The sequence below is a fragment of the Streptomyces sp. NPDC016309 genome, assembly GCF_043077235.1.
Taxonomy (GTDB): Bacteria; Actinomycetota; Actinomycetes; order Streptomycetales; family Streptomycetaceae; genus Streptomyces.
Genome location: NZ_JBIBSG010000001.1, coordinates 641,694 through 654,168, shown reverse-complemented (window position 1 = coordinate 654,168; position 12,475 = coordinate 641,694). Strand labels below are relative to the sequence as shown.

General features: G+C 74.0%; 12 protein-coding genes. 4 read left to right on the top strand and 8 right to left on the bottom strand.

Annotated elements, in window-relative coordinates; translation table 11 throughout:
* Nucleotides 1-152: 152 nt before the first annotated feature.
* Nucleotides 153-869 (bottom strand): uridine kinase, encoded by a 717-nt coding sequence (locus ACF068_RS02950; RefSeq protein WP_392272373.1) that lies wholly within the window; start codon nt 867-869, stop codon nt 153-155.
* Between the two features lie 54 nt (nt 870-923).
* Between ACF068_RS02950 and ACF068_RS02945 the strand changes: the two genes are divergently transcribed.
* Nucleotides 924-1,286, top strand: coding sequence for a hypothetical protein (locus ACF068_RS02945; RefSeq protein WP_392272372.1), 363 nt, complete (start codon nt 924-926; stop codon nt 1,284-1,286).
* Between the two features lie 74 nt (nt 1,287-1,360).
* On the opposite strand, the gene ACF068_RS02940 is transcribed toward ACF068_RS02945, so the two are convergent.
* From ACF068_RS02940 to deoC, 3 genes are read right to left on the bottom strand one after another with little or no spacing between them, the layout of a single operon-like run.
* On the bottom strand, nt 1,361-2,260 hold the full coding sequence (locus ACF068_RS02940) for an aldehyde dehydrogenase family protein (protein ID WP_392272371.1): 900 nt from the start codon (nt 2,258-2,260) through the stop codon (nt 1,361-1,363).
* On the bottom strand, nt 2,253-3,686 hold the full coding sequence (locus ACF068_RS02935) for an aldehyde dehydrogenase family protein (RefSeq protein WP_392272370.1): 1,434 nt from the start codon (nt 3,684-3,686) through the stop codon (nt 2,253-2,255). Before ACF068_RS02935 ends, ACF068_RS02940 begins: the two co-directional genes overlap by 8 nt.
* Before the next feature lie 5 nt (nt 3,687-3,691).
* Nucleotides 3,692-4,636, bottom strand: a complete 945-nt coding sequence (gene deoC, locus ACF068_RS02930) for a deoxyribose-phosphate aldolase (RefSeq protein WP_392272369.1) — start codon at nt 4,634-4,636, stop codon at nt 3,692-3,694.
* A gap of 252 nt (nt 4,637-4,888) precedes the next feature.
* Here deoC and ACF068_RS02925 point away from each other — a divergent pair, with 252 nt between their 5' ends.
* The 3 genes from ACF068_RS02925 (at nt 4,889) to ACF068_RS02915 (ending at nt 7,662) form a co-directional block, all read left to right on the top strand.
* Nucleotides 4,889-6,187, top strand: coding sequence for a hypothetical protein (locus ACF068_RS02925; protein WP_392272368.1), 1,299 nt, complete (start codon nt 4,889-4,891; stop codon nt 6,185-6,187).
* Nucleotides 6,188-6,348: 161 nt separating this feature from the next.
* The gene (locus ACF068_RS02920; RefSeq protein ID WP_392272367.1) at nt 6,349-6,966 is read left to right on the top strand and encodes a class F sortase; all 618 of its coding nucleotides are present in this window, start codon (nt 6,349-6,351) and stop codon (nt 6,964-6,966) included.
* A gap of 30 nt (nt 6,967-6,996) precedes the next feature.
* Nucleotides 6,997-7,662 (top strand): PH domain-containing protein, encoded by a 666-nt coding sequence (locus tag ACF068_RS02915; RefSeq protein ID WP_392272366.1) that lies wholly within the window; start codon nt 6,997-6,999, stop codon nt 7,660-7,662.
* Nucleotides 7,663-7,689: 27 nt separating this feature from the next.
* Here ACF068_RS02915 and ACF068_RS02910 read toward each other — a convergent pair whose 3' ends face one another.
* The 4 genes from ACF068_RS02910 to ACF068_RS02895 form a co-directional block, all read right to left on the bottom strand.
* The gene (locus ACF068_RS02910; protein WP_392272365.1) at nt 7,690-8,883 is read right to left on the bottom strand and encodes a hypothetical protein; all 1,194 of its coding nucleotides are present in this window, start codon (nt 8,881-8,883) and stop codon (nt 7,690-7,692) included.
* 133 nt (nt 8,884-9,016) lie between these two features.
* Complete coding sequence (locus ACF068_RS02905) at nt 9,017-10,657, bottom strand: phospho-sugar mutase (RefSeq protein WP_392272364.1); 1,641 nt, start codon at nt 10,655-10,657, stop codon at nt 9,017-9,019.
* 301 nt (nt 10,658-10,958) lie between these two features.
* Nucleotides 10,959-11,783, bottom strand: coding sequence for a purine-nucleoside phosphorylase (locus ACF068_RS02900; RefSeq protein WP_392272363.1), 825 nt, complete (start codon nt 11,781-11,783; stop codon nt 10,959-10,961).
* A gap of 177 nt (nt 11,784-11,960) precedes the next feature.
* The gene (locus ACF068_RS02895; RefSeq protein ID WP_071965776.1) at nt 11,961-12,398 is read right to left on the bottom strand and encodes a gamma-glutamylcyclotransferase; all 438 of its coding nucleotides are present in this window, start codon (nt 12,396-12,398) and stop codon (nt 11,961-11,963) included.
* Between the last annotated feature and the right edge of the window lie 77 nt (nt 12,399-12,475).

Here is a 12,475-nt window from a genome sequence, read left to right as displayed (position 1 = left end):
CGACCGGAGAACGGGGGACACGGGGGAACCGGGGGGGGGACAACGGGGTAACGGGGAAATGAGAAGGCGCGTGGCCGGACAGGACGGGGGGTCCTGTCCGGCCACGCGCTGTTCCCGTGTCGGGGCCGGCGCGTGAGGGGCGGGCGGTACCGCTACGCCGGTTCGGGCGCCCTGGCGGGGGTCGCCGGCCCGCGGTGACGGCCCGCCGCGGCGGCGGCGAGACGGCCCAGCGCCTCGGCCTTGTCGCAGGGGTGGGCGCCCAGCGCGGCCTGGCGGGTGACGATCGAGCGTTCGGCCCGCATCAGGCGCCAGCCCCGGCGCAGCAGGAACGGCACGGACTTGCGGCCCTCGCGCAGGTCCCGCAGCAGCCGGCGGCGGAACGTGGTGGACGGCCGGCCGCGCAGGCACAGGGCGTCCGCCAGCACACCGAGCTCGTGGCAGCGCGCCACGATGTCCGCCGCGAAGATGCCCTCGGCCACGAACAGCGGGGTCCGCTCGATGTCGAGCACCTCCCGGCCGGCGCGCGAGCTGCTGGCGATGTCGTACACCGGGACGGCGGTGCGCCCGGTGGCGCACAGTTCGGTGATGGCGGCGACCGCCGCGTCCGCGTCCCAGGACAGCGGGGAGTCCCAGTCGACGTCCGTGCTTCCGGGGACGAGCGGGAGCGTCGGGTCGTCGGCCTCCTTGTAGAAGTCGTCGAGGCGCAGCACCGGCAGGCCGGTGCGGGCCGCGAGGGAGGACTTGCCGGAGCCGGAGGGGCCCGCGAGCAGCACGACGCGGGTCGGGATCGGTTGGGAACTCACGGGACACCAGTCTGAACCATTGACCCGGTAGGGGGACCCCGCCAGGGACCCGTTGGTATCCAGCATCACATCTCAAATACGGTGCGTACCCGACACGTTACGCAGGTGGCAGGAGCTTCCATGACACGTCATACCTTGCTGAAGGCCGGGGTCGCCGTCTCGGCGCTGGGCGCCGCCCTCGGTGTCACCGGTGGCGCGGCGCACGCGGTGGTGCAGCCGCCGCAGGTGCCGCAGCTACCGAAGACGGACCCGCAGGCGGCCCTCCAGGGGACGATGGGCGCCGTTCCGCACGTGACGGGGGTCGCCAAGAACCTGAAGGTCAACCCGCTGGCGCAGACGGGCGTGGACCCGCTGAACAACGGTGTGGGCACGCAGGTCGGCGACTTCAAGCCGGTGGACACCACCTCGGCGACCGGCTCCCTGACGAGCCTGCCCGGGCTGCCGGTCGCGGGCCCCCTGCTCGGCGGGGTCATCCCGGGCTGACGCTCCCGCGGCCACGAGAACGGCTCCGCTTCCCCCGGACGGAGGGGAGGCGGAGCCGTTCGGTCACACGGGGATCAGTACGACGATCCCGAGGCGCCCAGGGAGCCCGTGGGGTGCCAGACCGTCTTGGTCTCCAGGAACGCGGTCAGGCGGTGCGTGCCCGGGTCGGCCGTGAAGTCCTCGCCGTCCGCGCCCCCGGGGCGCAGCACGCGCTTGAGGTTGTCCGCGGCGGCGATCTCCAGCTCGCGGGCCAGCTCGGCGCCGGCGCCCGTCAGGTCGATGGCGTTGACGTCCTGGTGCGCGGCGAGCGGGGCGGCGATCTCGGCCGCCCGGCCGGACAGGACGTTGACGACGCCGCCCGGCAGGTCGGAGGTGGCCAGCACCTCGCCCAGGGACAGCGCCGGCAGCGGGGCCTTCTCGGAGGCGATGACGACCGCCGTGTTGCCGGTGGCGATCACCGGGGCGACGACGGACACCAGGCCCAGGAAGGACGACTCCCGCGGGGCGACGACCGCGACGACGCCGGTCGGTTCCGGGGTGGACAGGTTGAAGTACGGGCCCGCCACCGGGTTCGCCCCGCCCACGATCTGGCCGATCTTGTCCGTCCAGCCCGCGTACCAGACCCAGCGGTCCACGGCCGCCTCGACGACCTCGGCCGCCTTGGACTTGGACAGCCCCTCGGCGTGCGCCACCTCGTGCACGAACTGGCTCTTGCGGCCCTCCAGCATCTCGGCGACGCGGTACAGGACCTGTCCGCGGTTGTACGCCGTGGCGCCCGACCAGCCGCCGAACGCCTTGCGCGCCGCCACGACCGCGTCCCGCGCGTCCTTGCGGGAGGAGAGCGGCGCGTTGGCCAGCCACTTGCCCTTGTGGTCCTGCACTTCGTACACCCGGCCGCTCTCGCTGCGGGGGAACTTGCCCCCGACGTACAGCTTGTAGGTCTTGAGCACGCTCAGTCGGGAAGACTCAGACATCGAGGTACGCCTCCAGGCCGTGGCGGCCGCCCTCGCGGCCGAAGCCCGACTCCTTGTAGCCGCCGAAGGGCGAGGTCGGGTCGAACTTGTTGAACGTGTTGGCCCACACCACACCCGCGCGGAGCTTGTTCGCCACCGCCAGGATGCGGGAGCCCTTCTCCGTCCAGATACCGGCGGACAGACCGTACTGGCTGTTGTTGGCCTTGGCGACGGCCTCGTCGGGGGTACGGAAGGTCAGCACCGACAGGACCGGGCCGAAGATCTCGTCGCGGGCGATGGTGTGCGCCTGGGTGACGTTGGTGAACAGCGTGGGGGCGAACCAGAAGCCGGACGACGGCAGCTCGCAGGCGGGGGACCAGCGCTCGGCGCCCTCGGCCTCGCCGGTCTCGGCGAGCGCCTTGATCCGGGCCAGCTGCTCGGCGGAGTTGATCGCGCCGATGTCGGTGTTCTTGTCCAGCGGGTCACCGAGGCGCAGCGTCGACAGCCGGCGCTTGAGGGCGTCCAGCAGCTCGTCCTGGATCGACTCCTGGACCAGCAGCCGGGAGCCCGCGCAGCAGACCTGGCCCTGGTTGAAGAAGATGCCGGTGACGATGCCCTCGACGGCCTGGTCGATGGGCGCGTCGTCGAAGACGATGTTGGCGCCCTTGCCGCCCAGCTCCAGGGTGACCTTCTTCTGCGTGCCCGCCACCTGGCGGGCGATGGCCTTGCCGACCGCGGTGGAGCCGGTGAAGGCCACCTTGTTCACGTCCGGGTGCTCGACGAGCGCGGCGCCGGCGTCCCCGTAGCCCGGGAGGATGTTCACGACACCCTTGGGCAGGCCCGCCTGGCGGCAGATGTCCGCGAAGAACAGGGCGGACAGCGGGGTGGTCTCGGCGGGCTTGAGGACCACCGTGTTGCCGGTGGCGAGGGCCGGGGCGATCTTCCACGCGAGCATCAGCAGCGGGAAGTTCCACGGGATGACCTGGCCGGCCACGCCCAGCGGGCGCGGGTTCGCGCCGTAGCCGGCGTGGTCGAGCTTGTCGGCCCAGCCCGCGTAGTAGAAGAAGTGCGCGGCGACCAGCGGGAGGTCCGCGTCGCGGGTCTCCTTGATCGGCTTGCCGTTGTCCAGGGTCTCCAGGACGGCCAGCTCGCGGCTGCGCTCCTGGATGATCCGGGCGATGCGGAAGAGGTACTTGGCGCGCTCGGCGCCCGGCAGCGCCGACCACTTCTCGAACGCCTTGCGGGCGGCCTTCACGGCCCGGTCCACGTCCTCGGCACCCGCCTGGGCGACCTCGGAGAGCACCTCCTCGGAGGCGGGGGAGATGGTCTTGAAGACCTTGCCGTCCGCGGCCTCGGTGAACTCGCCGTCGATGAACAGGCCGTAGGACGGCGCGATGTCGACGACCGAGCGGGACTCGGGGGCGGGTGCGTACTCGAACTTGGTCATGGTGATCAGTCCACCGTCACGTAGTCGGGACCGGAGTAACGTCCGGTGGCCAGCTTCTGACGCTGCATGAGCAGGTCGTTGAGCAGGCTCGACGCGCCGAACCGGAACCAGTGGTTGTCCAGCCAGTCCTCGCCTGCGGTCTCGTTGACCAGGACCAGGAACTTAATGGCGTCCTTGGTGGTCCGGATGCCGCCCGCGGGCTTCACCCCGACCTGTACCCCGGTCTGGGCGCGGAAGTCGCGCACCGCCTCCAGCATCAGGAGGGTGTTCGCGGGGGTGGCGTTGACGCCGACCTTGCCGGTCGAGGTCTTGATGAAGTCCGCGCCCGCGATCATGCCGAGCCAGGAGGCGCGGCGGATGTTGTCGTACGTGGAGAGCTCGCCGGTCTCGAAGATGACCTTCAGGCGGGCGTCGCCCGAGGCCTCCCTGACGGCCACGATCTCCTCGTACACCTTCAGGTAGTCGCCCGCGAGGAAGGCCCCGCGGTCGATCACCATGTCGATCTCGTCCGCCCCGGCGGCGACGGCGTCGCGGGTGTCCGCGAGCTTGACGTCGAGGGCGGCGCGGCCGGCCGGGAAGGCGGTCGCCACGGAGGCGACCTTCACGTCCGACCCCGCGAGGGCGGCCTTGGCGGTGGCCACCATGTCGGGGTAGACGCACACCGCCGCGGTACGCGGGGTGGTGCGGTCGGTCGGGTCGGGGTTGACGGCCTTGGCGGCGAGCGCCCGGACCTTGCCCGGGGTGTCCGCGCCTTCGAGCGTCGTCAGGTCGATCATCGAGATGGCCAGGTCGATGGCGTACGCCTTGGCCGTCGTCTTGATCGAACGGGTACCGAGAGACGCGGCGCGCGCTTCGAGGCCGACGGCGTCGACGCCGGGCAGCCCGTGGAGGAAGCGGCGCAGCGTGCTGTCGGACGCGGTCACGTCGGCGAATGCAGATGCGGTGGGCATGGTCACCACTGGAGCATATCTACGCGCGTAGCGTCCTGTACAGCCCCGCGCCGGAGGTCTGTGCGAAAGCCCAGGTGGTCACGGGTGGGTGAGCCCTGTCACGTGCCTGTGACATGGAGCGAACGGCTCCCGCACACAAGATCCATAACTTTGTCCGTGCAGCCCGCCAGTCCTCACCGGCCCCGCCGAACGAGCAGGCGGCATGCGGCTCTTCCTCCTCATTCACCCCCTTCACCGCGTCACGGAGTCGTCATGCGTTTCGCCCTTCGCACCGCCATCACCACCGCCGTCCTGGCCGGTGCCGCGCTCGGCTCCGTGGCCACGGCCACCGCCGCCCCCGCCCCCGCCCCCGCCGAGGACACCCGGCCGGCCACGGCCGGCGCCCCGCAGCCCGCCGCCGCGAAGCCCGCCGCCCCGCAGCCCGTCGCCGCGAAGCCCGCCGCCCCGAAGCCCGGCGCCAAGCCCGCCGCCCCGCAGCCGGTGGAGCCGGCGGGCGCCGGGACCGGGGCGGACGCCGCCGGGTCCGGCGCTCCGGCGGCCGGGACGGACCCGGCCGGGAGCAGCGGGCGCGAGCAGGTCGGCACCGTCGCGCTCGTCGAGGGCATGTCCGCGCGGGTCTACCGCGAGGACGGCGCGCTGAAGGCCGACGTCCTGAAGGACGGCCGGACGCTGTTCACCCTGAAGGCGGGCGAGAAGCGGACCTACAACCGCGTCGAGGTCCTCCTGAAGGCGGACGGCCGGGTGATCCCCCGCCAGGTCGACGAGGACATGGGGGAGCTGATCCGCACGGGCACCCTCCACAACGGCTCGTACCTCAAGGTCTACCGGGTCGGCCCGGGCCACCACCGCGCCGACACCTTCGTCGACGGCACCTCGGTCGGGGTCCTGGACGCCGACGGCCGCTCGGTGGCCGGCCAGAACGACACCCAGTACCTCGTCCTCGACGCCGACGGCTCGACGTACGACTGGCTCGGGCACGAGAACGTCGTCACGGCCGCCCGGCCCGGTGTCTACGAACTGCCCGGCGGACAGCTCATCAAGATCACCAAGGCGGCCGGGCGGTACGCGGTCTCCGCGTGCGACAAGGGCGGCTGCCCCAAGGGCGTCGTGTTCACCGACGGGACCGGCCGGGCCGTCCTGCACGCGGGCTCGGCGGTCGTCGTCCTCGACCGCGACGGCACCTTCTCCCACTACCTCGTCGGCGCCTCCGTCCAGGGCAAGGCCGTGTACGTCGGTGCCGACGTCCCCGGCACGACGACCACCACCGGCGGCACCGGCACCGGCACCGGCACCGGCACCGGCACCGGCACCGGCACGGACGAGGCCGGGGACGGGAAGACGGGCGCCGGCGCCACGCCCGCCGCCACCACCGCGCCCGGCACCACCTCCCAGACGTCCGTCGTGCCCCTGGGCGGTGTCGCGGCGGGCGCCGAGACGGCCGGCGACGACGGCAACGCCGTCCTCGTCGCCTCCGGAGCGGGAGCCGCCGCGCTCTTCGCCGCCGGCCTGGGCTTCGTCGCCCTGCGCCGCCGGGCCGCCGGGCGGGGCTGACCCGCGGCCCCCGCGCCGCACGCACCCCATCGACCCGAGCCATCCGCCGACGACCTCGTACGACCTGTCACCGACCCGAGCAGGCCACTGTCCATCCCCGAGGCGGGCCGCCGCGCACACCCCACGCGGCGGCCCGCCGCACCCGTTCCCAGGAGCCCCCCGTGAGACACCGGCTCGCCGCCGTCCTCCTCGCCCTGACCGTCCCGGCCGCGCTCGCCGGCTGCGGCGCCGGGGCGGACGGCCCCGCGGCCACCCCGTCCGCCCCCTCCGCGCCGCCCGCCCACGTCCGGCCCGCGACCGCGCCCCCGGGGGCCGCCGCCGCCCCGATGCCCCGGTCCGAGCCGGTCCGGGTCGAGGTCCCCGCCGCGGGCGTCGACACCGGGCCCGTACTGCGCCTGGGCCTCGCCGCCGACGGCACCGTCGAGGTACCCTCCGTCGCCCAGGCGGACAGGATCGGCTGGTACGACAAGGGCGTCACGCCCGGCGAGACCGGTCCGGCCGTGCTGATCGGCCACTTCGACACCGCCGAGGGCCCGGCCGTGCTCAAGGACGTCGCCAGGATCCGCACCGGCGACACGATCACCGTCCGGCGAGCCGACGGCACCACCGCCGTGTTCCGTGTGACGGAACTGGAGCAGGTGGACAAGGAGGCCTTCCCGACGCGGAAGGTCTACGGCGACACCGACCGCCCCGAACTGCGGCTGATCACCTGCGGCGGGGAGCTCGTGGACGGCCACCGGCCGGACAACATCATCGTGTACGCCGATCTGGTCGTGTGACGCCCCGGGCCGTGAGGCAGAATCGGCCGCATGACGACCCCCCAGCCGACCGAGTACGCCGACCGGTCCTTCCGCTCGACCATGGGGATCCTGGGCGGTCTGCTGCTGCTCGGCTTCGCCGCCTGGATCGGCGGTGACGCGCTGGCGACCGGCGAGGGCCGGGTGCGCTGGATCGCGGCCGCCGGGCTGCTGCTGGCCGTGCCGCTGATCGTCGCCTTCACCTTCCGGCCCGTGGTGTACGCCAACGACGACCGCCTGCGCGTCCGCAACCCGTTCCGGACGATCAGCGTGCCCTGGGCGGCGGTCGCGGACGTCCGCGCGGGCTATTCCAGCGAGGTCGTCACCCGGGACGGCACCGTCTACCAGCTATGGGCGGTGCCCGTCTCGCTGCGCGAGCGCAAGCGGGCCGCCAGGCGCCAGGACCGCCCCGGCACCGGGCTCGGGGGCGGCCTGCTCAGTGGCGGGCTACGGGCCGGTTCCGGCGCCGGCGACGCACCCCGCGCCGACCGGGACGGCACCGCCGGGGCGAGCGGGACGGCCCGGGCCGACGCGACCATCGCCGATCTGCGCGACCTGGCCGAGCGGTCCGCGTCGCGACCGACCGCCCAGGGCGATCCGCACGTCCGCTGGGCCTACGAGATCATCGCGCCCGCGCTCGCCGGACTGCTCCTCCTCGTGGTCGCCCTGGCCGCCTGAGCCTCACGGCGGGAGTCACGGCGGGCCTCACGGCGGGCCCGGCCACACCAGCAGCATGTAGGCGCCCAGCCACGCCGACGACAGCACCGCGGCCCCCAGTACCAGGCACGCCACGATCGCCCGGGCCCGGCCCACCGCCACGGCGAGCGGCAGCAGCAGCGGGAACCCCGGCAGCAGGAAACGGGCACGCGGGAAGTAGACCCCGCCGCTGCCCAGCACCACCACCAGCAGCGCTCCGCAGAACACCAGGAGCGGCAGCGGCTGCCGGTCCGCCACGCACAGCGCGTACAGCGCCACCGAGGCCACCAGCACCGCCGACACGGCCACCAGGAAAAGCTGGGGCGTGCGGTCGTACGCCAGCAGCTCGCGCATCTCGCGCAGCGTGCCCGCGCCGCCGTCCCAGGTGTTGCGCCACAGCCGCTGCACGGCGAAGTACCCGTCCCAGCGGCCCAGCCGGACGCCCACCCACGCCACGTACCCCAGCCAGCCCAGCGGGGCGGTCAGCGCGGCGAGGAACGGGGGCCACGCGCGCGTGCGGGCCGCCACCGCCAGCCCGGTCACCGTCACGGCGGCGGCGAGCGCGATCCCGGTCGGGCGGGTCAGTCCGGCCAGCACCGTGAGGGCGGCCGCCGCGTACCAGCGGCCGGTCAGCACCGCGTACAGCGCCCAGGCGGCGAGCGCCGTGAACAGCGACTCGGTGTACCCCATCCAGGCGACGACCCCGACCGGCGAGGCGCCCCACAGGACGGCGAGCACGGTACCGGCGCGGCGTCCGCCGAGCCGCTCGCCGACCGCGAACACGCCCCACGCGGCGGCCAGCGAGCACACCACCGCCAGGACCAGCGCCACCGAGGCGCGCGAGCCGGGCGTGACCCCGGCGACCGCCTTGACCACCCCGGGGTAGAGCGGGAAGAACGCCAGGTTGTTGGCGTCGTAGGCGGTGCCCAGGTGGTCCTGGTACCCGTGGTCGGCGATGCCCAGGTACCAGCGGGAGTCCCACGAGGTGGCGAGCGCCGGCCACACCCCGTGCCCCTTCAGGTGCGCCCACCGGGCCAGGACCAGCAGCCCGAGGAGCCGGACCGTCAGGTACCCGAGCAGCGCGGGCGCCGCGTACCGCAGTGAGCGGGCGGTCCGCGCCCGGACGCCGCCCCCCTCCGGCGGGGAGGGGGGCCGGCGCGACGCGGGGACGGTCGGGCGCGGGGTGATCACCGACGGCGGCACGATGGCGCTCCAGGGGCTCGGCTTCGGTACCGGGGGTCACCCTGCTCGGTGACCCCCGGCCCCACCGGGCCCCTGCGTCAAGTGCCGTACGGGTTCCACCCGAACGGGTGCCGCCCAGGGGTGACGGGGGCGGTCAGATACCGGCCGCCGCCGCCAGGTCCCGCTTGATCGCGGCCAGGAGCTCGTCGCCCTTCGCCCGCGCTCCCGGCAGCTCGCCGGCCCCGGCGACCGGGACGACGACCTCCAGGTAGCACTTCAGCTTGGGCTCGGTGCCGCTGGGGCGGACGATGACGCGCGCCTGGAAGGCGCCGTCCAGGTGGTACCGGAGGCCGTCGGTGGGGGGCAGCCGGTCGGTGCCCTTCGTCAGGTCCTCGGCGGACGTCACCGTCAGCCCGGCGAGCGCCGCCGGCGGCTGCTCGCGCAGCCGGCGCATGGCGTTCGCGATGACGCTCAGGTCCTCCACGCGGACCGAGAGCTGGTCCGTGGCGTGCAGCCCGTGCTCCACGGCCAGGTCGTCCAGCAGGTCGGTGAGGGTGCGGCCCTCCTCCTTGAGTACCGAGGCCAGCTCGGCGACCAGCAGCGCCGCCGTGATGCCGTCCTTGTCCCGCACGCCCCCGGGGTCGACGCAGTAGCCCAGCGCCTCCTCGTAGCCGTAGGCCAGGCCCTCGACGCGGGCGATCCACTTGAAGCCGGTCAGGGTCTCCTCGTACGGCAAGCCGGCCGCCCCGGCGATGCGGCCGAGGAGGCTGGAGGACACGATCGACTCGGCGAAGGTGCCGGTCACGCCCTTGCGGACCAGGTGGGCGGCGAGCAGCGCGCCGACCTCGTCGCCGCGCAGCATCCGCCAGTCGCCCTCGTGCGGGACGGCGACGGCGCAGCGGTCGGCGTCCGGGTCGTTGGCGATGACGATGTCCGGCCGGACCTCCCGCGCCCGGGCGAACGCGAGGTCCATCGCGCCCGGCTCCTCGGGGTTGGGGAAGGCGACGGTCGGGAAGGCCGGGTCCGGCTCCGCCTGCTCCGCCACCAGCGCCGGCGCCGGGAAACCGGCCCGCTCCCAGGCCGCCAGGACGACGTCCTTGCCGACGCCGTGCATGGCCGTGTAGACGACGTTCGCGGTCCGGGGGGAGCCGGGGGACAGGACGGCGTCCGTACGCTCCAGGTAGGCCTGGAGGACCTCGTCCCCGAGCGTTTCCCAGCCGCCCTCGGCACGCGGGACGTCGTCGAGGCTCGCGATCGCCGCGATCTCGGCGGCGATGCCGGTGTCGGCGGGCGGCACGATCTGCGAACCGTCGCCCAGGTACACCTTGTAGCCGTTGTCCCGCGGCGGGTTGTGGCTCGCGGTCACCTCGACGCCGGCGACGGCACCCAGGTGCCTTATGGCGTACGCCAGGACGGGCGTCGGCAGCGGACGCGGCAGGACGGCGGCGCGGAGGCCGGCGCCGACCATGACGGCGGCGGTGTCCCGGGCGAAGTCGGCCGACTTGTAGCGGGCGTCGAAGCCGATCACGACCAGGCCGTCGGTGTGCCCCTCGGCCTTGAGGTACGCGGCCAGCCCGGCGGCGGCCCGGATGACGACGGAACGGTTCATCCGCATCGGCCCGGCGCCCAGCTCGCCGCGCAGCCCGGCCGTGCCGAACTGGAGCGTGCCGCCGAACCGGGCGGCGAGCTCGTCGAGGTCCCCGCCCTCGATGAGCGCGGCGAGCTCGTCGCGCGTCTCGGGATCCGGATCCTCGGCGAGCCACGCCTTCGCCTGCGCGATGAGGTTCTGCTGCACGGTGTCTGCCTCTCTGGATGTCTGGTCTGCGGTACGTGCCGTACCCCGGCGGGGGGCCTCCGTCCCGGTTCCCGGCCCTTTGCCGACCGGTGCCGCGTCGGGGTGCCCCGTACGGGCCTGGTCGCGGGCCCGCGCCGGTGGCGGGGGCCCCGCCACCCTCACGCCGGTGGCGGGGGCCCCGCCACCCTCACGCCAGTGGGTGCGCTGTGCGGGGCGCGGGCACGCCTCGCCCGGCGGGCGACCGGGAGGCCCGGGCCCGCCGGCGGGCCGGCGTTCGCGGGAGCGGGGCTCCCGGGGCGGGTCAGATGCGGGACAGGACCCGGGTCAGGAGCTCACCCATGCGCGCGGCGGAGTCGCGGCCCGCCTGGAGGACCTCCTCGTGGTTCAGCGGCTCGCCCGAGAGCCCCGCCGCCAGGTTGGTGACCAGGGAGATGCCGAGGACCTCCGCGCCCGCCTCACGGGCCGCGATGGCCTCCAGGACGGTCGACATGCCGACCAGGTCGCCGCCGAGGACGCGGACCATGTTGATCTCGGCCGGGGTCTCGTAGTGCGGGCCGGGGAACTGCACGTACACGCCCTCTTCGAGGGTCTCGTCGACCTCCTTGCACAGCGCGCGCAGGCGCGGCGAGTAGAGGTCGGTGAGGTCCACGAAGTTGGCGCCGACGATGGGCGAGGCGGCCGTCAGGTTGAGGTGGTCGCTGATGAGGACCGGCTGGCCGGGGCGCATGCCCTCGCGGAGGCCGCCGCAGCCGTTGGTCAGCACGACGGTCTTGCAGCCGGCGGCGACGGCGGTGCGCACACCGTGGGCGACGGCGGCGACGCCACGGCCCTCGTAGTAGTGCGTACGGCCCAGGAAGACCAGCGCGCGCTTGTCGCCGATGCTGTACGAGCGGATCTTGCCGCCGTGGCCCTCGACGGCCGGGGGCGGGAAGCCGGGCAGCTCCGTGACCGGGAACTCGGCGTCCGGGGCGCCGAGCGCGTCGACGGCCGGCGCCCAGCCGGAGCCCATCACCAGGGCGACGTCGTGGGTCTCGGCACCGGTCAGCTCGCGCAGGCGCGCGGCGGCGTCGGCGGCGGCGGCGTAGGGGTCGCCCTGGAGGTGGTCCGGGGTGGCAGTTGCGTTCACAGAGTCTCTCGCCTCGCGAAGTAACAGTCGCCCCGGACCTCGCGAGGACCGGGGGTCCGGGGGCCGGCCCCGGAAGAAAGCAGTACGCACAAGAGCGTAGCCCGAAGTTGCCTACGCGCGTAGATGACGATGCCCACGGACCTCGGATCGTTGTCTTGTCGTTTCCGACAAGATGGCTCAGCAGGGCCGCTTGCGCAGCTCCATCACGTAGTCGTGGGGCGCGCCGGCCGATTCGGCCGCGTCGGCGATCTCGCCCAGGTAGCGGGCGGACGGCAGGCCGCCCTCGTACCCGTTGAGCACGTACACCCAGGCGGGTTCCTCGCCGTCCAGGGTGTGGACCCGCACCCGCATGCGCCGGTAGATGTCGAGGCCGACACCCTCCCAGCGGTCCATGGAGTCCTCGTCCATCGGGGCGATGTCGTACAGGGCGACGAACACCTGGGAACGCGGCGCCTCCACGATGGTGGCCAGCGCGCCCTCCCAGCCCATCTGCTCGCCGCCGAACGTCAGCCGCCAGCCGTTGAGCCAGCCCGTACCGCGCAGCGGGGAATGCGGGGCGCGGCGGGTCATCAGCCGCGCGTCGAGGTTGCCGGCGTACGCGGCGTAGAGCGACATGGGATCGAGGGTACGGGAGGGCCGGGGGTGAGCGCTGTTTCCCGATGGAGGGCCCCGGCGGGAAGCCGCCCGGACCG